Origin of the sequence: Burkholderia glumae LMG 2196 = ATCC 33617, assembly GCF_000960995.1 — a bacterium.
GTDB classification, from domain to species: Bacteria; Pseudomonadota; Gammaproteobacteria; order Burkholderiales; family Burkholderiaceae; genus Burkholderia; species Burkholderia glumae.
Genome location: NZ_CP009434.1, coordinates 2,549,030 through 2,570,602, shown reverse-complemented (window position 1 = coordinate 2,570,602; position 21,573 = coordinate 2,549,030). Strand labels below are relative to the sequence as shown.

21 protein-coding genes and 1 pseudogene are annotated in these 21,573 nt (G+C 68.9%); 9 read left to right on the top strand and 13 right to left on the bottom strand.

All coding sequences use genetic code 11. The features are described 5' to 3' along the window. The first annotated feature begins 100 nt into the window (after positions 1-100). The 5 genes from KS03_RS11505 to KS03_RS11485 all read left to right on the top strand — a co-directional run bounded on the left by KS03_RS11505 (position 101) and on the right by KS03_RS11485 (position 3,986). Positions 101-373 (top strand): DUF1427 family protein, encoded by a 273-nt coding sequence (locus KS03_RS11505; protein ID WP_012733362.1) that lies wholly within the window; start codon positions 101-103, stop codon positions 371-373. After that, positions 370-1,128: a YoaK family protein gene (locus KS03_RS11500; protein ID WP_035982103.1), complete on the top strand. Its 759-nt coding sequence runs from the start codon at positions 370-372 to the stop codon at positions 1,126-1,128. Before KS03_RS11505 ends, KS03_RS11500 begins: the two co-directional genes overlap by 4 nt. Before the next feature lie 91 nt (positions 1,129-1,219). Next, positions 1,220-2,170, top strand: coding sequence for a VOC family protein (locus KS03_RS11495; protein ID WP_012733364.1), 951 nt, complete (start codon positions 1,220-1,222; stop codon positions 2,168-2,170). Between the two features lie 28 nt (positions 2,171-2,198). After that, the gene (locus KS03_RS11490; protein ID WP_012733365.1) at positions 2,199-3,626 is read left to right on the top strand and encodes an alginate export family protein; all 1,428 of its coding nucleotides are present in this window, start codon (positions 2,199-2,201) and stop codon (positions 3,624-3,626) included. 24 nt (positions 3,627-3,650) lie between these two features. After that, on the top strand, positions 3,651-3,986 hold the full coding sequence (locus KS03_RS11485) for a hypothetical protein (protein ID WP_012733366.1): 336 nt from the start codon (positions 3,651-3,653) through the stop codon (positions 3,984-3,986). A 44-nt stretch (positions 3,987-4,030) separates the two neighbouring features. On the opposite strand, the gene KS03_RS11480 is transcribed toward KS03_RS11485, so the two are convergent. The 4 genes from KS03_RS11480 to KS03_RS31310 form a co-directional block, all read right to left on the bottom strand. Beyond that, positions 4,031-6,901: an ATP-binding protein gene (locus tag KS03_RS11480; protein ID WP_012733367.1), complete on the bottom strand. Its 2,871-nt coding sequence runs from the start codon at positions 6,899-6,901 to the stop codon at positions 4,031-4,033. A gap of 308 nt (positions 6,902-7,209) precedes the next feature. Next, positions 7,210-7,566, bottom strand: a complete 357-nt coding sequence (locus tag KS03_RS32040) for a hypothetical protein (RefSeq protein WP_017433039.1) — start codon at positions 7,564-7,566, stop codon at positions 7,210-7,212. Next, complete coding sequence (locus tag KS03_RS32035; protein WP_153478576.1) at positions 7,563-8,231, bottom strand: hypothetical protein; 669 nt, start codon at positions 8,229-8,231, stop codon at positions 7,563-7,565. The genes KS03_RS32040 and KS03_RS32035 overlap by 4 nt, the downstream gene beginning before the upstream one ends. 32 nt (positions 8,232-8,263) lie before the next feature. Beyond that, entirely contained in the window at positions 8,264-8,485 is a 222-nt protein-coding gene (locus KS03_RS31310) for a hypothetical protein (RefSeq protein WP_124837411.1), read from the bottom strand. Between the two features lie 114 nt (positions 8,486-8,599). On the opposite strand from KS03_RS31310, the gene KS03_RS11465 reads away from it, so the two are divergent. Further along, positions 8,600-10,237 carry a methyl-accepting chemotaxis protein gene (locus tag KS03_RS11465; RefSeq protein WP_012733368.1) on the top strand — a complete coding sequence of 546 codons (1,638 nt, stop codon included), beginning with the start codon at positions 8,600-8,602 and terminating at the stop codon, positions 10,235-10,237. Between the two features lie 248 nt (positions 10,238-10,485). Here KS03_RS11465 and KS03_RS11460 read toward each other — a convergent pair whose 3' ends face one another. The 6 genes from KS03_RS11460 to KS03_RS11440 form a co-directional block, all read right to left on the bottom strand. Beyond that, positions 10,486-11,235, bottom strand: a complete 750-nt coding sequence (locus tag KS03_RS11460) for an alpha/beta fold hydrolase (protein WP_012733369.1) — start codon at positions 11,233-11,235, stop codon at positions 10,486-10,488. Beyond that, the gene (locus KS03_RS33365; protein WP_052231217.1) at positions 11,232-11,657 is read right to left on the bottom strand and encodes a hypothetical protein; all 426 of its coding nucleotides are present in this window, start codon (positions 11,655-11,657) and stop codon (positions 11,232-11,234) included. Before KS03_RS33365 ends, KS03_RS11460 begins: the two co-directional genes overlap by 4 nt. 285 nt (positions 11,658-11,942) lie before the next feature. Further along, positions 11,943-12,773 carry a S1 family peptidase gene (locus KS03_RS11450; protein ID WP_012733371.1) on the bottom strand — a complete coding sequence of 277 codons (831 nt, stop codon included), beginning with the start codon at positions 12,771-12,773 and terminating at the stop codon, positions 11,943-11,945. Between the two features lie 3 nt (positions 12,774-12,776). Beyond that, complete coding sequence (locus tag KS03_RS32030) at positions 12,777-12,947, bottom strand: hypothetical protein (protein ID WP_017433519.1); 171 nt, start codon at positions 12,945-12,947, stop codon at positions 12,777-12,779. Between the two features lie 165 nt (positions 12,948-13,112). Further along, positions 13,113-14,126 carry a ribonucleotide-diphosphate reductase subunit beta gene (locus KS03_RS11445; RefSeq protein WP_012733372.1) on the bottom strand — a complete coding sequence of 338 codons (1,014 nt, stop codon included), beginning with the start codon at positions 14,124-14,126 and terminating at the stop codon, positions 13,113-13,115. 231 nt (positions 14,127-14,357) lie between these two features. Beyond that, positions 14,358-15,455, bottom strand: a complete 1,098-nt coding sequence (locus tag KS03_RS11440) for an extracellular catalytic domain type 1 short-chain-length polyhydroxyalkanoate depolymerase (protein ID WP_012733373.1) — start codon at positions 15,453-15,455, stop codon at positions 14,358-14,360. A 921-nt stretch (positions 15,456-16,376) separates the two neighbouring features. Here KS03_RS11440 and KS03_RS31300 point away from each other — a divergent pair. The 3 genes from KS03_RS31300 to KS03_RS11430 all read left to right on the top strand — a co-directional run bounded on the left by KS03_RS31300 (position 16,377) and on the right by KS03_RS11430 (position 19,080). After that, entirely contained in the window at positions 16,377-16,592 is a 216-nt protein-coding gene (locus tag KS03_RS31300) for a hypothetical protein (RefSeq protein WP_127913868.1), read from the top strand. A 669-nt stretch (positions 16,593-17,261) separates the two neighbouring features. Then, positions 17,262-18,245 (top strand): hypothetical protein, encoded by a 984-nt coding sequence (locus KS03_RS11435; protein ID WP_230674397.1) that lies wholly within the window; start codon positions 17,262-17,264, stop codon positions 18,243-18,245. A 481-nt stretch (positions 18,246-18,726) separates the two neighbouring features. After that, a complete protein-coding gene (locus KS03_RS11430; RefSeq protein ID WP_012733375.1) occupies positions 18,727-19,080 on the top strand; it encodes an STN domain-containing protein in 354 nt (117 codons plus the stop codon). A gap of 344 nt (positions 19,081-19,424) precedes the next feature. On the opposite strand, the pseudogene KS03_RS28935 reads toward KS03_RS11430, so the two are convergent. The 3 genes and pseudogenes from KS03_RS28935 to KS03_RS32025 all read right to left on the bottom strand — a co-directional run. Continuing rightward, positions 19,425-20,165, bottom strand: a pseudogene (locus tag KS03_RS28935) (methyl-accepting chemotaxis protein); the annotation flags it as partial. A gap of 228 nt (positions 20,166-20,393) precedes the next feature. After that, a complete protein-coding gene (locus tag KS03_RS28930; RefSeq protein WP_012733376.1) occupies positions 20,394-20,987 on the bottom strand; it encodes a hypothetical protein in 594 nt (197 codons plus the stop codon). 80 nt (positions 20,988-21,067) lie between these two features. Further along, complete coding sequence (locus KS03_RS32025; RefSeq protein WP_155296962.1) at positions 21,068-21,208, bottom strand: hypothetical protein; 141 nt, start codon at positions 21,206-21,208, stop codon at positions 21,068-21,070. Positions 21,209-21,573 lie beyond the last annotated feature (365 nt).

The following is a 21,573-nucleotide window of genomic DNA, read 5'->3' as shown; positions in this document are numbered from 1 at the left end:
ACGCCGCGAGCCGGCCGGCAACACGGGACAGGAACGGCCGCGGGCCGAGCCGGGCGCACGGGGCGCGCGGCGGGATCGCGGCCAGGCTAGGAGCATCGACATGTCATATCTGATTTCGCTGGGCGCCGGCATCGTGGTCGGGCTGCTCTATTACTTCTCGCGCGTGCAGTCGCCGGCGCCGCCGCTCGTCGCGCTGGCCGGGCTGCTCGGCATCGTGATCGGCGAGCATGCGATCCCGTTCGTGCAGGCGCAATGGGGGCAGCCGGCCCAGCAGGCGCGGCGCGCGAGCGCGCCGGCCGCGCCGGACCCCGCCGCGAAGCACGCGCTGATGGCTTCGGCCGATGCGCCGGCTCGCCCCGAGCGCCAGCCATGAGCGCGTCCCCCGACACGCCGGGCGCGGGCTGGATGCGCGTCGCACTGCGTCACGAGAACGTGCTGCTCGCGTTCGTGGCCGGCTACGTCGACACGCTCGGCTTCGTCGCGCTGTTCGGCCTGTTCGTCGCGCACGTCACCGGCAACTTCATCCTGATCGGCGCCGGCATCGCGGGCGCGGGCGGCGGCGTGCTCGTCAAGCTGCTCGCGTTCCCGGCGTTCGTGGCCGGCATCGTCGGCGCCCGCATCACGGCCGGCGCGACGGCGGAGCCGGCCGCGGGCGGCGGCGCGATGGCCCGGCACGCGGGCGCGCTGTACGGCCTGCAATTCGCGCTGCTCGCGGCGTTCATGCTGGCGGGGGTGGGCGCCGCGCCGGTCGTCGGCATCGACGCACCGCTCGCGATCGCCTGCGGGCTGCTCGGCGCGGCCGCGATGGGCGTGCAGAACGCGCATGCGAAGCTCGCCACGCGCGGCCTTGCGGCCAATACCGTGATGACGGGCAACGTCACGCAGGCGGTGCTCGACGTCTGCGAACTGGTCGCGCCGGGCAGCTCGCCGGCGCGGCGCCGCGACACGCGCGGCCGCCTCGCGCGGATGCTGCCGCCGATCGCCGCGTTCGCGCTCGGCGCCGGCGGCGGCGCGCTGGGCTGGCGCGCCGCCTCGTTCTGGGCGCTCGGCGTGCCGCTCGTGCTGCTGGCCGCGCTCGCGCTGGCCGCGCTGCGCGGTGGGTGGCCCGCAGCGGCGCCTGCCCGATGACGCGGCCCGGCCCTGCCTTGCCGTCGGCGGCGCGCCTGCGCGGCCGCCCGGCGATCCGTTTTGCTTTCCTTTCTTCAAACAGGAGCCCCACATGAACTACTCCGCCTTCTCGCGCCCGGCGCGCGTGCTTGCCGTCGCGCTCGCCGCCGTCGGCCTGATGTGGTCCGCCACGCCTTCGTTCGCGGACGAGGCGCGCTACGCGTCGTCGGCCGCCGGCGCCGCGGTGGTATCGGTCGGCCCGCAATACGACACCACCCATGTCTACGTCGCGAGCGCCGACATCGACGCGTTCGTCGACAGCTTCGTCGCGACCTTCGGCGGCAAGGCCTCGCCGCGCGCCGTGTTCACGGTGACGCCGACGCCGAGCAAGACCGCCTCGCAGTACGTGCAGACGCCGGTGGGGATGCTGTCGGTGTTCGCGTTCCAGACGCCGATTCCGCGTCCGTTCGGCAGCGAACGCACCGGCTACCTCGTCACCGACATCGACCGCGCGGTGCGGGCCGCGCGCGCGGCGGGCGCCGACGTGCTGGTCGAGCCGTTCGACGATCCGATCGGCAAGGACGCGATCATCCAGTGGCCGGGCGGCCTGACGATGCAGCTCTACTGGCACACCAAGGCGCCTGCGTATGCGCCGCTCACGCTGGTGCCGGACAACCGCGTCTATGTGTCGAAATACGAAGCGTCGAACTTCATCAAGCGCTTCTTGCGCTTCTCGCACGGCCGGATCGTGTCGGACCTGCGTCATGCCGACGGCGCCGAAGTCGGCAAGCCGGGCGAATCGATCCGCCGGGTGCGCATCGAGTCGGGCTTCGGCAACATGCTGGTGTTCGTGACCGACGGCAAGCTGCCCTATCCCTACGGCCTGGAAACCACCGGCTATCGCGTGGCAGACCTGGACGCGACGCTGGCCAAGGCGCGCGCCGCCAAGGTCGAGGTGCTGGTCGAGCCGGCGGCCAACCTGGAAGGCCGCACGGCGATGGTCGCGTTCCCGGGCGGCTACGTGGCCGAGCTGCACCAGTTCGACGCCGCCGCGGCGAACTGAGCGCATGCCGGCCGAGACGATGGGCGGTATGCCGCGAGCCGGACGCGCGCGATGGGCCGCGTGGCGCGTCGCGCTCGGCGCGGCGGCGCTCGTGCTGCTGCAAGGGGTGTGCGCCGCCGCCGACACCGCGCCGGCCTGTACGGCGACGCGGCCGATTCCCTCGTTCAACCGCTGGCAGGAGCACTGGGGGGCGCTGGCCGATCCGTGCCTGCCGCGCCGGCCGCTGGACGGCCTCAAGTACCTGCCGCTGGGCAGCGACCCGAGCTGGTATCTGTCGCTCGGCGCGAACCTGCGCGAGCGCTTCGAGCTGAACCACACGCCCTTGTTCGGGCTCGGCGCCGCGCGGCCCGACAGCTACCTGATCCAGCGCGCCGAGCTGCATCTCGACGCGCGTTTCGGCGAGCACCTGCAGGCGTTCGCGCAGGTGGAGGACGCGCGCGCGTTCGGCAAGGACGCCGTGTCGCCCGTCGACCGCAATCCGCTCGATCTCGAGCAGGCGTTCGTCGCCTATGTGCACCGGCTCGGCCCCGGCACCTTCAAGGCGCGCATCGGCCGGCAGGAGATGGCCTTCGACCTGCAGCGCTTCGTCTCGGTGCGCGACGGCCCGAACGTGCGTCAGGCCTTCGACGCGATCTGGGCCGACTATGAAATCGGCCGATGGCGCTTCATCGGCTATGTCACGCGGCCGGTGCAGTATCGCGACCTGGACGCTTTCGACGACACCTCGAACCGTCACCTGACATTCAGCGGCGTGCGCGTGGAGCGCAGCGGCGTCGGCCCCGGCGACCTGTCGGCCTACTGGTCGCGCTACGCGCGCGACGGCGCACGCTTCGCCGACGCGAGCGGCACCGAGCTGCGCGACGTGTTCGACGCGCGCTACGCCGGCAGGCAGGCGCCGTTCGACTGGGACGTGGAGGCGATGGCGCAGACCGGCCACGTCGGTCGCGCCACGGTGGGCGCCTGGGCCTTCGGCGCGCTGGCCGGCTACACCCTGGCCGCGCTGCCGGGCGCGCCGCGCCTGGGCCTGCAGCTGGACGGCGCCTCGGGCGACCGCCACCCCGGTGACGGGCATGTCGGCACCTTCAATCCGCTGTTTCCGAACGGCTACTACTTCACGCTGGCCGGCTACGCGGGCTACAGCAACCTGATCCACCTGAAGCCGTCGGTGACCTTCCACGTCACTCCCCAGCTCACGCTGACGACGGCGCTGGGGCTGCAGTGGCGCGCGACGACGGCCGACGCGGTGTACGGGCAGGGCATGGCGGCGGTGCCGGGCACGGCCGGCAGCGGCAGCCGCTGGAGCGGCATGTACGGGCAGCTGCGCGCCGACTGGATCGTGGACGACCATCTCGCGCTCGCCTTCGAGGCGGTCCATTTCGAGGTCGGCGATTCGTTGCGCGCGCTCGGCGCGCGCAACGGCGACTACCTCGGCGTCGAGGCGAAATTCGGCTGGTGAACGCAGGCATCGACGGGGAGCCACATGGGTACGCAACAGCAGGGCACGCAACAGCAGCTTGAACTCGTCCGACTCGCCGCGGCGGTGCGCGCGAACCTGGACGACGCGCGCGTCTGGCGCTGGTACGCCGACCTGATGGAAGAGGACCGCGTCGCCTGCACGCGCACGCGCAACGGCTGGCAACTGACGATCGACGGGCACCACACCGTCGAGGATGCCTCGTTCGATGCCGCCGTGCGCCGCGCGGCCGGAACCTGGTGCGATCAGCCGCGTCGTTCCCCCGCGCTCGGGCGGCGCAGCAAGCGCGCGCGGATGCCCGGCGCGACGCCGCTGCCGGACTGGCACACGCGCCGCGATTGATTCCGCACGGGCGGCGCCGGAGCGCGGCGGAGTCCGGGGCGCGCTCACGCTCCTGCGGGCAGCGCCGCAAGCAGCTCGCGAATCTCCGGCACGCTGCTGCGGCGATCGAAATGCGGGGCGAGCGCATGCAGCGCGGCGCGCGCGTCGGCCATCGCCTCGGGTGACTGGGGCAGGCGCGCGAGGCAGAGCGCGGCCCGCAGTTCCCACATGCGGGCTCCTTGCGAGCGCGCCATGGCGATCGCGTCCGAGAAGTACGCCAGGGCGCGCGCGGTGCCGCGCCGCTGTTCCGGGCTGCCGGCCGCGAGCGCGGCGGCCTGCGCCTGGGCCGCCAGCCCGAGCGCGCGCAGCAGTTCGGGCATGAAGTACAGCGCGCCGTGCTTCTCGCACGATGCCTGGGCCGCGTGCAGCCGGGCGAGCGCATCGCCGATGCGGCCGGCGGCGACGAGCGCCAGCGCGCATTCGACCACGAGCGGCATGGTCAGGCGGTGAAAGCCGCGCGCCTGCAGCGAGTCGAGCGCGCTTTCGAGCTGGGGCAGGCCGGCGTCGGGCCGGCCTTCGCGAATCGCGAGGATGCAGGCGAGGCAGTCGCCGAACTCGCGCCACAGCGTGAGCCGGTGCAGCGTGGTCTGCGATTTCATGATCGAGAGGTAGTGCGCGGCGCGCGCGCGATCGCCGGAGATCAGCGCCAGCGGCACCGCCACGACGCCGAGCACGTGCGTGAACCACGGCTCCATGGTCTCGGCCGGGATCAGGCCGAGCGCCAGGCTGGTCAGCTTCGCGGCCTCGTCGGTATCGCCGCGCAGCCAGTGGATGCGCGCGAGCCCCGAATAGGCGATGGCGCGCGGGTCCACGGCGAAGTGCCGGACCGACTCGGCATGCTCGGGATGGGCCGCCATGTGGCGCAGCCCCTGCTCGAGCTTGCCGCGCGCGATCTCGTGGTCGCCTCGGCAATGCTCGGCCACCGCCGTGAGCTGGGTCGCCAGCACCTGGTGCGCGACGCAGCCCGTCTCTCTCGCGAAGCGCTCGAAGCGGCGCGAGTAATGCAGCGCCTCGTGGACCTTGCCGGCCGAGAGCGTGACGTTCCAGAGCCCCCAGAACGCGCGCGCGAGCAACGCGTCGTTGCCGCTGCGCTCCGCGTGCGCATGAACCTCGAGCCACAGGTCCTCGGCGCGCTGGATCGGGCCGGTCAGGTTCGGCAGCACCGCGGCGAGCGCGAGCTTGAGGCGCAGCACGTCGATCGGCGCGATCGATCCGGCGGGCAGCGCCTCGAGCGCGGCCAGCGCCTGTGCGGCGCGCCGGCCGCATTCCTCGATCTGCGCGTTCTCCAGCAGCGAGACCACCAGCGTGGCGGACAGCTCGACGCCGAGCTGCGTGTCGCCGTCGGGCGAGAAGGCCCAATCGACGGCGCCGCGCGCATCGGCCAGCGCCTGCCGCATGCCGGGGGCGTCGTCCACGCCGGAGAAGCCGGAGGCGGCCGCGTCGCCGCGGAACAGCGAGGCGAGGTAGCGCGCGTGGCGTGCGGCGAGCGCCTGCGCCTCGCCGGCCGCGTGCAGTTGTTCGAGCGCGTAGGCGCGCGTGGACTCGGACAGGCGGTAGCGTGCCACCGGGCCGTCGAACTCCACGCCGACGAGCGACTTCGCCACCAGTTCGCCGATCCCGTCCACCACGGCGCGCACCGTCAGCTCGCGGTCGCAGGCCACGGCGCACATCGCTTCCAGCGAGAACGTGCCGCCGAACGGCGCGAGCCGCCGCAACAGCGCGCGGCTCTCGCCATCGAGCAGCGCGAAGCTCCAGTCGAACGCGGCGCGCAGCGTCTGGTGGCGCGGCAGCGCGGTGCGAAAACCGCCCGACAGCAGCGAGAGCCGGTCGGACAGCCGCTGGTGGACGCCGTCGACGCCGAAGCTGACGACGCGCGCGGCGGCCAGCTCGATCGCGAGCGGAATGCCGTCGAGGCGGCGGCAGATCTCGCCGATCAGCCGCAGTTCGGCCGCGCTGCCGCGCTTTTCATGGAGGCCGCCGCGCATCGCCTGCACGCGCGCGAGGAACAGCTGCACGGCGGAGCGCTGCAGGATGGCCGCCTCGTCGGCGTCGCGCTGCGGCACGTCGAGCGGCTCGACGGCGAACACCGCCTCGGCGGCGATGCGCAGCGGCTCGCGGCTCGTCACCAGGATGCGCAGTGCCGGCACGGCGGCGAGCAGGCATTCCACGACGCGCGCGACCTCGACGATCATGTGCTCGGCGTTGTCGAGCAGCAGCAGCCGCGGCGTGCCGGCCGGCGCCGGCAGCGGGCCGCCTGCGGAGGCGGGGTGCGGCAGCCGCAGGCCGACGCCGGCCTCGACGGCCGCGACGATCTCGGCCGCGCCCTGCATCGAGGCCAGCTCGATCAGATGCACGCTGCCGGGCACACCGGCCTCGATCGCGCTCGCCACGGCCATCGACAAGGTGGTCTTGCCGATGCCGCCGGCGCCCGTCAGCGTGAGCACGCGCGTCTGGCCAAGCGCTTCGCGCACGGCCGCGACGGCGTGGGTGCGGCCGATCACGTCCGGGTGCCGAGGCAGGCGCGCGGCAGGCTGCGCGCCGCGCGGCGGCTCGGCGGCGGCGCGCCGAACCAGCCGGTAGCCGCGTCCCGGCACCGTCATGATGCAGTCGCGTTGGTCGCCGAGCGCGCGGCGCAGCGCCGACAGATGCACCTGCAGCGTGTTTTCCTCCACGAACGTGTCGGGCCAGATCGCGTCCAGCAGCGCGTCCTTCGTGACCAGCCGGCCATCGGCCGCGGCCAGCATTTCCAGGATCGCGAACGCGCGCGCGCCCAGCCGTACCGCGCTGCCGTTCTCCCGCAGCTCGCGGCCGACCAGATCGATCTCGAAGCGGCCCAGCGGAACCGAGGTCGGGGTGGCGTCCGGCGTTGATGACATGCTCAGGATTGGGAACGGGCGGGGTGGCGGAGGCGCGGGCGGGAGAGGCCGCGCGGGCGGATGAGGCGCCGGTATTTTAGCCGTTTGTCGCTTCGCCGTTGCCGCTTCGCCATTGTCGCCGAGCCATTGTCGCCGAGCCACGGCGGCGGCCGCGTCGTGACGCGACGCGCGGCGCGTGGCTCTCGTGCTGTCGCCCGGCGGGGGCGCCGTGCCGTCCGCGCGCGGCGGGCTCGACCCGGGGCGCGTCCGGCGCCCCGGCGCATGGCACGGAACCCGGGCCGGTGGTCGGCCGTGGCCGCGGTCCGGATCTAGGCCGAGGAGCGCTTCGCCGCGGCAAAGCGCTTGCGGCCGGGCGCGCCGAGCAAGGCGGACGGCACCACCGGCAGGGGCTGCCAGAGAGCCACGCGCACCGGCGAATCGGTGGCGGTGTCGGAGGCGCGGCACTGCAGCGTCACCGTCCAGCAGCCGGTGGCGGGCCAGTAGGTCGCGACGTCGACGAACGGCGCCTCGTCGCTGCCGACGAGCCGCGGATCGTCGATCACGGCCAGTACCGCGACGCTGGCGCGGCCGTTGGCGGCGGCGGGTGGCTCCTGCGGCGAGCGCCAGGCCGAGCGGCGGGCCGTCGCGCTGCTCGGCGAGCCCGGCCGCGAGGCCGGCGCCGTCATGATGCGCGGCGCGCGGCGGCCGGACGGATGTCCGGTGCCGCGGGCCGTTCCGTCTGTCGCCGGAATAGAGGGGCGCGCGCGCGTACCGGTTTCGTCTCGACCAGCAGCGTGGCCGCGATGGCGGCATGAGCCCGGATCCCGCCGTGCCGGGCGGCGCGGGCCGCCTGTTGCAGGCCGCAGCCGGCGCGGTCGCGCGTGAACGACGGTGCGGCGTCCTGCTGTCGCAACCACCGCGCCATCGCGGCTTCGAACCGGCCGCGCGATACATTACTCAAGGCATTATTCATCGGGATACCCTTGCTCGATTTTGCGACGAAGTCACACGGCGAGTGTCTGCCTCGCCATCCCGCCCGCCACCGCCGCATCGCCGGTGCGCGGCTCGTGTGGCGAACCGGCCGGTCGCACCTGGAAGCGGCGAGATTCATCTCCAGCCGAATGATATCGATGCAATGCAGCAACGAGGTAGAGGCATTTTCTAACGTGTGAGCCAGTTTTTCTTGTTCATCGCCTGATGCACCCCAGTGGCGCGGGGCGCCGGCTGCGCGATGGTTCGCTTCGCAGCCGCAAGTTTTTCTCTCACTGCGGCAGATGTTCGCGCGCTGCCTGCGTGCCGGGCGCATTGTGTGATTGCGGCGTTCTTTGAAATGCTGGACGAATATTCGCATGTCGATGTATTGCCATTGATTCAGATTGGTAACTAAAACTTGGCGTAATCGGCGCCGCGCACCATCGATTCATTTTGAAATGGTGAATTTCGCCCGCCCGGGTGTTGGCCGATTCCGGCGCGTCGCCGGCCCTTGCCGTGCGGCGCCTGCCCTGCACGAACCGGCTCTGGCTGCGGCTCGCGCAGGGCATTCGTTTTTTTATCAGGATTTGCGGCGAAATTGAATAAAGTCTGATTTTTTTCGGTCGTAATCAATGCCGTGCGCCGGAACTTGGAGACGGCGGCGCGTATGTCAAAACATTACGTCCAAATCATGAGAATCGCGCGGGACAGGCACTTGGGTTTCGCTCGAATCACCGATCAAAACACATGTTAAAAAATCTCTCGATTCGTCATTGTGTGAACGCGATCATCGGCCTGTTCAGCGGCGCGCTGATCGCCGGTGCCTTGCTCGGCGTGCTGTCCCTGAACTCGGTAAACCACGAGCTCGAGCAGATGTACACGGTCGACACGCCGGCCGTGGCGAACCTCGAAGGCAGCTCGAGCCAGCTGCTGCGCCTGCGCCTGACGCTGGCCACCTACGATTCGCTGACGAACATCGGCGACACCGACGGCGCGCAGGCCGCGGTCAAGCGCGCCGATCAGTACCTCAAGCTGTCGAACGAGCGCTTTGCGGCGTATCTCGCGCAGGTCGGCGACGATCCCGCCGCGCGCGAGCTGATCGACGACATGCGGAACAAGCGCGACGACTTTCTCCACCAGGGGATCGAGCCCGCGATGGCCGCGCTCAAGGCGGGCGACAAGGCCGGCTTCGGCGAACTGCAGGGCCACCGGCTCTCGCCGCTCTATTCGGCCTATGAAAAGGCGATGCTGGCGCTGGAGGACCGCCAGGTGGGCCTTGGCCGGACGCGCTACGAGGCGGCGCAGCACCGGTTCTCGATGGTCATCGCGGCGGTGGCGGTGGGCCTGGCGCTGTCGCTGGTGCTGGCGTGGTTCGCGCGGGCCTGGCTCGTCGACGCGATCGTGAAGCCGGTGAATGCCGCCGTCGACAGTTTCGGCCGCATCGCCAAGGGCGACCTCACCGGCAAGGTCGAGGTGGGCCGCCGCAACGAGATGGGCAAGCTCAGCGAGGCGCTGCTGACGATGCAGGAGTCGCTGATCGCGACGGTGGGCGTGGTGCGGGCCAGTACCGAATCGATCAAGCTCGGCGTGAGCGAGATCGCCAGCGGCAACACCAACCTGTCGCAACGCACCGAGGGGCAGGCGGCCTCGCTCGAAGAAACCGCGGCGAGCATCGAGCAACTGACCTCCACGGTCAAGCAGACCGCCGACAACCTGCGCCAGGCCAGCTCGCTCGCCAACGGCGCCGCGAACCTCGCGGACGAAGGCGGCCGGCTCTCGCGCGACGTGGGCGGCACCATGCAGGACATCGTCAACAACGCACGCCGCATCGGCGACATCGTCGGCGTGATCGAGGGCATCGCGTTCCAGACCAACATCCTCGCGCTGAACGCGGCGGTGGAGGCGGCGCGTGCGGGCGAACAGGGGCGCGGCTTCGCGGTGGTGGCCAGCGAGGTGCGTTCGCTGGCCCAGCGCAGCGCGACGGCGGCCAAGGAGATCAAGGGGGTGATCATGGAATCGACGCAGCGCGTGGAGACGGGTGCCGAACTCGTCGAGCGCTCGGGCTCGACCATGAACCAGATCGTCACCGCGATCGGCCGCGTGAGCGGGATCATGAACGAGATCGCCGTGGCCTCGAGCGAGCAGAGCAACGGCATCGACCAGATCAACATCGCGATCGCGCAGATGGACGAGGTCACGCAGCAGAACGCGGCGCTCGTCGAGCAGGCCGCAGCGGCGGCCGCCTCGCTGGTGGATCAGACGCAGCGCCTGAGCGACGCGGTGGCGGTGTTTCGCGTCGGGCCGCAGGGCCGCGCGACGTTCGGCGGGCAGGCGGGGGGCGCGTTGGTGCCGGTCGCAATCGGCGCACTGCAGCCCGCGTGCTGAGCGGACCCGCCGGTCGCACGCGTGAAGACCGCCGGCGGCTCGTCGATGACCCGAAACCCGTTCGTCGAACCGCCGGGCCTGCGGCAAACGTATCCGAGCCTGAAGGCGGGCGGCGCGCCGGCCCCGTCACCGGCCAGCCCGGCCGCCGCGCGATCGGCAAGCGGCGCGGTGATTTCCGCTCCGCCCACCCGATTCGACGGGGGGCCTCCCGACCCGTTCGGCTTGCGGGCGCGCCCGGCCGCGGCGCCTCAGGCCTCGGGCCGGCTCAGGAAGCCCTCGATCGCGGCCGAGAAGGCGGCGGGAGCCTCGAGCATCATCAGGTGCCCGCAGTCCGCGAGCACTTCGCGGCCCGCGCACAGCTCGACGGCCCAGCCCGGCAGGTGCCAGTTGTCGTGCGAGCGCTCGCCCGATAGCAGGTACACCGGATGGCGCTGGAACACCTGCCTGAGCTTGCCGGCATAGCCGGCGTTGCCGGTCACCGCGATCACCGACTGCCCCATCGCGCGCAGCGTCGAGGCCGGCTGACGGTCGAGCCAGCGCGCGGCCGTGTCGGCCATCGCCGGCGTCACGTCGCGGACCACGCAGCGCAGCCAGGCAGCCGGTTGGGCGCGCAGCGACGCGAGCCGCGCGTCCGCCTCGGCCGGCGTCAGGTGCGCCATCGGCGCCGACCAGAACGCGTCGTCGAGCGTGAAGTTGCCTTCGACATTGACGATCCGGCGCACGCGGTCGGGGTAGGCATGCGCGAACAGCATCGCGATCGCGCCGCCGGTCGAATGGCCGACCAGGTCCACGGTGGGCGCATCGGTGCGCGCGGCGATGAAGGCGCGAATGTGCTCGACCTGCTCGGGCAGCGAGATGGCCTCGAACGGGACATGCCGATAGGCGCCGTAGCCGAGCAGGTCCGGCGCGGCCCGGAGGAGGTCGGGGTGGCCGGAGGCGATCGCATCGAGGCTGCCGATGAAGCCCTGGATGAGGATGACGGGGGGCCGGTGACTCATGCGGATCGTCTCGCGGGTGAATGGAGAGGCAGGGACGCGGCGAGCCCGGCGCCGGTTTCGGCGGCCGGTTCGGCGAGCGCGGGCCGCGCTCGCTTGGCACCCCGCACGTCGCTCACGCTCGGCAACGGCGGCGCCTGGCGCGCGCCGAACACGGCGCCCCGGCCAAGCCGCCGGCCGCCGCCATGCCCGCGCGCCGGCACGCGCGCGGCGTCGGCCACCAGCGCGGCGCGGCGCGGCCGGGCGGCCGCATCGGTTCGGGTCTCGGGACGGCCCCCGGCGATCTCGCCGGCCACCGCCGCGATCGCGGCCATGCCGACGCGCGACGGCACCGCGTGTTCCGGGTAGCGCTCGGGAAGGTCGATCACGGCTTCGAGTGGCGTTCCGATCGGCGTGGCGCGGAAGCGGTCAACGCGGGCGTGCATGGATCGGGATGCATTTCCTTAACGTCGCACGACGATACGTTAGCGCGGCGCGGGCGGTCAAGGCGTCGGCCCGGTCCATGCTTTTTGTTATGAAATTAACGATCGGATATGTACGGGAATGGCGATAATCGCCTGCCGGAGTCGGGCTTCTCCGCTGTTTCACGAAGCAATGGCCGCGGCGGCGGCTCGGGCTGGCGCATGCGACGCGGCCCCGGAGATCGCCCGCGTGCTCGCGCTGGCCCTCGCGGGCGAGCAGGCCGCGAGCGGCTGGCCGCGCGTTGCCGTTCACCTCGCGGCCGCAGCCGCGGCCTGCCACACCACGGCGTTGTCCACCGCGTAGAGCTTGAACGTCACGCCGGCCTGCCGGCATTGCGCCCGAAACTTCGAGAATTCGGCCGCGTTCGAAAACGTGCCGAATTTGCCGTCGCTCGTAAACACGAACGCGCGCGGCGCGGCGAGCAGCAGGAACTGCCGGTAGGCCAGCGCGACCGGCTCCCTTTGCGCGGCCGGCACCGGTAGCGCGTTGAGGTCGGCGAGCGCGGCGAAGCCGCTGCCCACCACGTTGCCGTCGCCGGAGAAACGCACGCCCGAGGCCTTCATCTCGTTCTGCCACGCGGCAATCTCGCGTGCATAGCGCTCGGGCAGCTGGGCGACCCATTCGGCCGGATAGGAAAACGCGAAATTCTCGGTGGCGGTCGCCACCGAGCGCACCACGCCCACCAGCCGCCCGTGCTCGTCGAACAGGCCGCCGCCGCTGGAGCCGCTCGTGACGGGCGTGGACGACTGGATGATCGGCACCTGGCTCTCGGGTTCCCGGCGCAGCGACGAGATCAGCCCGTCGGTCAGCGACAGTTCGAGCCCGCGCGGACTCGCGATCACGTACACGCGCTGCCCCACCTTCAGCGTGCTGATCGGCGCGATCTGCACCGGCGCCGCGTCGAGCCGGCCCGCCACGCGCAGCAGGCACAGGTCGCGGCGATCGTCGGGGTCGCGCAGCACCTCGTCCACCTTCAGCGTGGCGTTGCCGTTGCTCAGCGTGACGCCGACCGACTTCTCCACCACGTGGCAGGCGGTGATGAAGCGGCCCGGCGCGATCAGCACCGCGCTGCCGATCATGAACTAGCTGCCTTGCGGCTGCGCGGCCTTGACCGTCCAGACCTTCGGCGACACGGCCGCGAACACCTGCTCGGCCGACGTCCCGGCGCCCTGTGCAAACGCGTTCGCGCCGCCCCCGAGCAGCAGCCATAGCGCGGGCAGCACCGAGGCGCGGCGTTTCCGGTCGATGTTCAATGGGCTCTCCCTGCGGTCGGATCGTTGGGCGGCACGGATGACAGCGCGCGAAGGCGGACGCTGCTCCTGATTATAGGTAGGCGGGTATCGCAGCGTGAGCGATGCCCGCCTGGAGCGCGGCCGGCGCCGAAGCCGGCATGCGGCCGTGCGGGGAGCGCGCCCCCGTCAGCGCCAGTCCAGCGCGCCGCCCGATTGGTAGTCGGTCACGCGCGTTTCGAAGAAGTTTTTCTCCTTGCGCAGGTTGGCCTGCTCGTCGAGCCAGGGCAGTGCATTGGTCGCGCCGGGGAACGGCGCCGGCATCGACAACTGGGTGGCGCGGCGATTCGCGATGAAGCGGAACTGCTCGCAGTGCAGTTCCGCCGAATAGCCGAGGATCGGATCGCGCAGGATGTACTGCGCATAGGCACGCTCGGCCGCCTCGGCTTCCTCCCAGATCTGCTGCACGGCGTGCGGGTCGAGACGCAGGTGTTCCTCCTCGAGCAATTGCCGGATCACGCGAATGCCGAAGCCGCAATGCAGCACCTCGTCGCGCATGATGTACTGGAACTGCTGGGCGGTGGCCTTCATCAGGCCGCGGCGCTGCAGCGCGAACACGGGCGAGAAGCCGTTGTAGAACCAGGTGCCCTCGAACACGGCCGCGAAGAACAGGTAGGCGAGCGCGAACTCGTGCAGCGTGTCGCGGTCGTGCAGGTCCAGGCCCGGCTCCAGCATCCGGTTCAGGCGCCGGTTCGACAGCGCGATCTTCGCGTGGATCTGCGGCACGACGCGGTAGCGGTTGTAGATTTCCTGCTGGTCGAGGCCGAGGCTTTCGATGCAGTGCTGGTAGGTCCAGGTGTGCAGCGCTTCCTCATAGACCTGCCGGGCCTGGTAGATCTGCAGCTCCGGCGCCGTCATCTTCTCCATCACGGCCAGCCCGATGTTGCGCATGGCGAGGATGTCGGAGGTGGTCAGGTAGGCGAGCACGTTCTCGAACACATGCTTTTCCGCCGGGCTCAGGCGGTGGTGGAAGTCGTGCACGTCGTCGCTCATCGAGATTTCGAGCGGCGTCCAGTGGTTCTTGTTGGCCGAGAGAAAGCACTCCCATGCCCAGGCGTAGCGGAACGGCGCGAGCTGGTTGATGTCGCCGGCGCCGTTGACGACGCGCTTGTCTTCAACACGGGCAGGTTTTAGCGATGTCATTGATTTGCATACCAAAATGAAAGCGGCACCGCGCATCGGCGTAGCCATCGGCTGCGCCGCGCGGGCCGCGGGCTGCCTGGCGGCAGGCCGGGATTCCAGGAAATTTTTCACTATTAGACAGCTAGCGCCTCACCATCAATCGTAATTGTTCGAGTTGGATGACGGGTGTCAAAGCCGCCAGGCGGCAGCGCAGCACCATGCGCGATTGACGCACCGGCACGGGCCGCGGGGTCATGCCGGCGCGGCCGCGCCGGCCGTGGTGCGCCGCTGACGCCGAAAAAAATTCCACATCATGCGGCTCGCGTCGGGGCCGCAATCGGCGTGGAACGGCTCGCGCGGATCGCCGCCGCTCCAGGCGTGGCCGAGGCCGCGCACGATGGCCACCCGCACCACCAGCCGGCCCGCTTTCAGGTAGTCGTGGTATTCGACGTCGTCGCGCCGCCCGGTGCGGCGCTCGCCGGCGCGCAGCCCGCCTTGCGCGTCCAGCAGGCGATTGAGCCGCGCGAATTCGGTGCCGAGCTGCGTGGCGTTGCGGTTGGCGACCACCGCGTCGAGTTCGCCGTGAATCACGAGCGCCGGCATGCCGGGATGGTCGGCCACCTCGACGGCTGTGTCGATCAGGCGCAGCGGTTCCTCGCGGCTACCGTCGCGCATCACGCGCATGGCGCTCAGCGCCGAATTCGCGGCGCCGAACACCGGGCCCGAGTGCAGGCCCACCGCGGCGAACAGTGCCGGGTGATGCACGGCGAGCACTGCGGCGAGGCCGGCGCCCGCCGACATGCCGGCCAGATGGATGCGTTCGTGGTCGAAGCCGTGTTCGCGGACCATCGCCGCGACGAGCGACGCGATGGCGGGCGCCTCGGAATGCGCGGGCGGCTGGTGCCAATGCCAGCAGCGGTGGGCGTGCGCCGTCTTCGCCTGCTCGGGCAGCAGCACCGCGAAGCCGGCGCGCTCGGCGAGCCGGCAGATGCGCGTGCCGGCCGCGAACGATTCCACGGTCTGCCGGCAGCCGTGCAGCATCACCAGGAGCGGCAGGCCGGCCGCCGACGTTGCCGACGCCGGCAGATACAGCGCGTAGGCGAGATGGTTGACGAACTGTCCGGCCAGCGGCGGCGCGGAGTGGAACGAACGGGTCCAGCGGCCCGGCGCGCGCGCCGGCGGCGCGTGGCGCGGGCCCAGTGGGGCGGCGCGCGCCGGATGGCGCGGCTTGGCGCGTTTCGGCTTGGGCTTCGGCTTGCGCGCCATGCGCGGCGGTTTCGGCCGGACTGTCGCGAGTCTGGCAAGTAGATCAAGGCCGCTGAACCAGACGCTGGCTTTTTTCCTGGGCATGGGCGGGGACGAGAGGATCGAAGCGGGTGAAAAAGTCGAAGGGGCGCGGCCGCGCCGCGGCAGTCGGCACGGTGCCGGATCGAGAGTCTTTCCCATGCTAGCGCCGCAGCGGACCGCGGGCAGAACGCTGGCATAACGCGGGAACGCAGCCGTCGGCGCGCGCCGGCTGGCCCGGCGCGCGCACTTCGGGACCTGACCGATATGCGTCGGGCAGCGCGCCGGTGGCGGTTCGGGAACGGCCACGACGCCGCGAGCGGGCCGTGTGGCCGCTTCCGCTGGCGGGGTGCGTGATCCTGGCTCTCGCCTCCTGGAACACCGATGAGCGCGACGACTTGGGCCTCGACAGCGCCGCCGAGCGACCTTGGCGATCTGCCGCGCTCCCGGCGCGACCGTGCCGCTGAGCGAGTGCAACGTGGCGCTGCTCGCGGCCGGACATGCGCATGGGTAGTCGGAGGCACCGTGGAACGCCGCCGAAATGGACGGCGCGACGCGCGCGGTCGAACGGGCCGTGCTTCAGCACGAGCCGTTCCCGGTAATCGGGATGGATCGCCACGGGAACACGCCGATGACGAACCCGGTGGCCCGGGTTTCCTCCGTCGCTTCATCGGCATGGCGGCGCGCCGCGCAACATGCTGCGCCTGTGAGGGGCGATACGGACGACATGCGGCCGGCCCTGGCCGGTCGGAGGGCGTGGCACTCGTCTGCTCGCTCGCCACCAACCTCGATCCGGCCTTTCCGTATCGCGCATTTTCGGCCCGGGTTATCCGGCCTCGAAGACGGCGCTCAACGCTTAGACGGCGGCGATCGAGCTGGGGCCGGGCGGCATCCTGGTCAATACGATGTCTCCCGGTTTTACGATGACGCATCTCAACGGCTAGGCCGGCACCGGGACCGTCGAGCGGCGCGCGCCAAGCGGCGCGATTGGAATACCGTGGCGCGCTTCGTGGTGAGGCGCGTCGTGCCGCCCCCGCGCGCGCTGGATTCGCCACCGGCGCGGCCGTGCTGGCGGACGAACTAGGTGGCGCGAGCGCGGAGTTCGCCGCGCCGAGACGCGACAACGACGTGCTGAACCACGGCGAAAGCGACGTCGTGAAATGCATCGAGCCCCCGATGCTCGGCTCGATCGACCTCGAATAGTCGGCGTTTCCCGCCGACGGGCCGCCGGATCCGGGCCTGATCTTCCAGGCGCGGATCGGCGAGAAGACGGCTGGACCGATGCGGGGGATGGCCGCGCGGAAGAAGTGGATCGACGCAGATCGACCATCTTGAAAAAGCCGCTGGAAATGGCCGGGTTGGGTTTCGAGTAAAGATAAAAATTTGCCGTTCAGGCTATGCCAAATCGCATGACACTCTCATTGGCAGCCGGTGCGAACGGTGACTCGGCCGTTCGGACAGCTATCCGGATACCGTTTCATTCGCTTGTGCCGGAGCAGCCGCTTGCCATGTCCAGGGGCGGACGATCGGATGCGAAGCCGCCCATGAGAACGACGTCAAAGGAATCCGGATAATAAAAATTTAAAAATAGCTATCGGATATATTGGATAGTGATTGATGTTTGATTTGATTACTTGTTTATTTTATATTTTCCAATCTATAAAATAATTGTCTTTAAAATTGGTTTCAGGTGACTGCTGGCTGCGGAGGCCGTTGCGATATTTTGCATCGGTTGAGTACTGGCGTCGCCAATCAATCCATCCTGTCGCATGAATCGATATTCCTGGGCGCTATGCGTTTGTATCGCAGCCCGGTATCGGTTCGCCGTTTTGATGACGGGATGTCGAACCATTCATGAGAAGAGGCGGAATCATGCAGCGCAAAGAAGAGGGACGGGTTTGGCGTACCGGAGCGGCGGCGGCGATGTCGGCATTCGTGGTGCTCGGGCTGGCCGCATGTGGCGGCGACGATGCACCGGCCGCTACTGCCGGCAGCAATAGTGGTGGGCAGTCGCCAGCAGGAATCACGGTGGACGGTACGTCGAAAACGGTGGCTGCCGATCAAAACAATGAAGTTGCCGTGATGGCGCCGCCGATGCCCGACAACAAGTACGGGGAAGTCTCGCAAACCGGGCTGTCGATGGCAAAGCTGGCAGCTTCTGCCCTGAGCGAGGCAGCGCCGGGTGCATACACCGGCTTCAAGTCGGACAAGGGATTCGAGTTGACGCGGGGGGTGGTGACCGATCTGGCTGGCAACGGCCAATATGCGATTGGCCGCTGGACTGACGGCACCGATACGTCGGGAGCGGTTTACAACAAGAACCAGGGGCGGATGTGGGCAGTAGGAACACCGCTGAATATCGAACTGACGGCTGACAGGCCATTAAACTGCCATCTCGAGGCCGCGACGAGTCCTGTCGCTCTCAACGGCAACACGGCCCCTGGCAAACTCGAGACGGCAACGGCCAGCGCTCGAGTGGCTCAAGCGAAGGGTGATTCGATATTGAATACGGATATCGATCTCAATCTCGGCTATTCGATCGGTCAGGACGCCAAGCGGTCGTTCGAGATTCATACCACTAGTATCGGCGCTCAGGGTTATATGACAAGCCGCTCTGGTGGCTACACGATCGTGACGCGCATGGTCGGCAAGGACGAGAATGCGCCTTACTGGCTCCTGTCGTACACATTCGATGCACCAACCACCGGCACGATCAGTGGCGTGGCTGCCTTGGCTTGCACGCGGTCAGCGGTACAAACGCCTGACCAGAGTGCCCAGAGTGACCAAAGTGACGCGAGCGCAGATCCGCAGCGGCCGCCGTCAGGGCGGGGAGTGCCGATTCCTGCATCGTCGTAACGCCCGAACCGGCTGGATTGCCGAGCAGTGCGTTACGCGGGCGCATAACGCCGCCGCCATCCGAAGTGAAGCTAGGATGGTGGCGGCGCGTTGCTGAACATCGCTGTCGTGTGCGCGCGTGCGGATTCTCCGGCCAAGGCAGGTGGAATCACGCCACGCTTGAACCGTTTCTACCCGGGGCCGCCGCGATGCGGCTTCTTTTGTTTTCGTCTGCACAAAAAAAAGCGCCGATGAATCGACAGAGAAGATTCATCGGCGAGCACCAGGAGGTGTAAGGCACGAGGTTCAAAGCGGGCCCCCGTAACCAAATCGTAACGAAATGGCGTATCGAATTGTGGCCGGACTGTCAGCACTATGGCGAATGTGTGACGTAGCCATCGCGGGAGTCCGCCTCCTGCCCGGTGTGAACGAGGCACGCGATGGTTTTCGGACTGGCTGACACTGCGGCATAATCGCCACAGGCTCTTCTCGAGAGGTCGTCATGTTTCGGATTCTGGCTGTCTTGTCTATCTGCGCTGCGCTGCCGGTCACCGTGGAGGCTGCCTGCCAGCCCGGGCCGGTGCACTACGATTATCAGCCGCAAAGGCTCGATCAGGCCCTGCAAGATCTCGCGCATCGAAGCGGCTGTTTCATCCAGGTCAGCCCCGAGCTGCTTGCGGGCAAGCACGCGCATGCGCTCCATGGCCGCTACCGCCCTCTGCCTGCCTTGACCAAGCTGCTGCAAGGAACCGGCCTGGTGGCCCACGCCACGGGCAGCGGATTGGCGGTGACGCAGCCCGCCGCGGATACGCCGAAGAAGTCCGCGATCCGTCAGCCCCAGGGCTCGGACAGCTGAAAACGCGCCGGCCCATTTCCCTTCGCCTTCGCTGACATCGCAACGTCGCCTGGCGCGCCATCCCTTCCAGCACAGCCTCGGACGCTGAGCCAGGCATGAGCGAAGCGCTCGCGGCTGATCAATCCTCGGCAGGCGTGGCCATGGCGGCACCCGCACATCGGCATCCGTCCTCGGCGCGGCCGGGAGATTCCCCGGCCAGCCGAATGCCGTGGCGTTGTCTGAACGTCTCGCAAGCCGGCGTCGGCCCGAAATCCGCATAGCCGCTGCCGGCTGGCCTCATTGCGCGCGGATTCGGATCAACCACGCAATGCCCCCCGCAGGCTCCGCCCGATCGTGCCCCATGCTCAAGCCATCAGCTTGAAGGCCGACACGGCAGTCGTGAGCCGGACCGCCTGCCTTTCGAGCGACTGGGCCGAGCCGGTGGCCTGCTCGAACAGATCCGCGTTGCGACGCGTGATGTCCTCGATCTGGTTGACTGCCTGGTTGACCTGCTCGATGCCGCGGCTCTGCTCGTCGGAGGCCGCCGCGATCTCGCCGATCAGATCGGAGACGCGCTTGATCGCCTGCCTGACCTCGCCCACCGTCGTGCCGACGTCGTTCGCCTGCCGGGCGCCGTCCTCGATCGTCGTGACCGAGGCTTCGATCAGCGCCTTGATCTCCTTGGCGGCCGCCGCCGAGCGCTGCGCGAGGCTGCGTACCTCGCTGGCCACCACCGCGAACCCGCGTCCCTGTTCGCCGGCCCGTGCCGCTTCCACCGCGGCGTTCAGCGCGAGGATATTGGTCTGGAACGCGATGCTCTCGATGACGCCGGTGATCTCGGAAATCTTGTTCGAGCTGCCGCTGATCTTTTCGATCGAGCCGACCATGCGCTGCACGGCGGTGTCGCCGACATCGGCCATGTTCGTGGCCTGGGTGGCCAGCGCATTGGCTTGACGCGCGTTGTCGGCGTTCTGTTTGACCGTCTCGGTCAGCTGCGTCACGCTGGCCGCGGTTTCCTCGAGCGAGGCGGCCTGCTGGCCGGAACGCGTCGACAGCTCGCTGTTGCCGCCGACGATCTCGCCGGCCGCGTCCGCCACGCTCTGGGTGACGGCGCGCACGTCGGCCACCATTCTCGTCAGGTTCGCCTGCATGGCCTGCATGGCCGCCAGCAGGCTCCGCGAGACGGCGGGTGCCGAGCCGATGTCGACGGTCAGGTCGCCCGCGGCGATATGGTTGGCCACATGCGTGGCGAGCGCGGGCTCGCCGCCCAGCTGGGACTGCAGCCGTCTCGCCATGAAATGCGTCATCAGTATGCTCACCGCCAGCGCGAGCCCTCATACGCCGGCCAGCAGCCAGAAGCTGGACTGGGTGCCTCGCTGCGCATCGGCCTCGACCGCCGAGGTGTCGCGCGTGGCCAGTTGCACCAGGCTGTCGATTGCCTTGCGCTGCAGATCGTACTGCTGGGAAATGCGGCCCAGTGCGTCGCGCGCCGCGACCTTGTCCTCGCGCTGCACCGCGGGAATGAAGTCGTCGAAGACGATCCGGTAGAACGCGACGGCGGGAGGGTGAGATGCGTCGATCAGCGCCCGCCGCGTGTCCGGATTGAGCGGCTGCTCGCTCCAGAATCGATAGCGATCGTCATAGTCCTTTCTCAGCGAGGCGAGACGGTCGATCAAGCGCGGCTGTTGCACGGCGTCCGCGTCGAGCAGCTGGAAGCACAGCAGGTACGACTCGATCACGTATTCGGGCGGCGGCAGGATATCGGAGACCAGATCGTTGCTCAGCTGGATCTTCTGATACAAGGGGCCGTTGACGCGCAGCTCTTTCAACACGAAGAGCGAGCACAGGCTGTACGCGATGAAACAGAACGAGAACCCGAGGATCAGCAGCATGAACTGAGTGCGCAAGCGAAACGTCTTATGGCTCATTGATGACCACCCTTTTCCCATCATTTATCAGAAGAATGCGTAGCAGCTGACGCGGTGCTCGACACAATGCTCCATGCCCGTCACGCAATGCGGAGCAGATAATCCAGCCGCCGGGCAGAGCAAAAAACGGCAAGCGAAACCGGAGGCTCGGCACGCCAGAGCCATTGAATTAATAAAAACCAGCCTGCAACACCGCGCACGATACCGTGGGATTTTTGCAACCTTGATAAACTTCGTCAATTCGCTTTGATGATTGAAAATCAAAGACCGACAGAATTCTTCCGCTCGTGTTAATTTTCAATAACCACCGCTTTCGCCTTCCCTTCGCCTGCCCGGGATTGGAGGCATTGCTTGCCACTGCGCGACCAGCCCGGGATCCCAGCTCACGATAACGGCATCGGGACATAGGACTTGAAGGGAATTCACGAATATAATCAAGCTTAATTATATTATTAATATAATTAAGCTTCGAAATCCGGGATGGTCGGCATCCGGCGCGCATGCGCCTCCTTGGTTCGTCGTGCAGTTCCATGAATTCTCTCGATTCCAGGTCTGCCTTGCTCCATCGCATGAATGATCGCAGCGG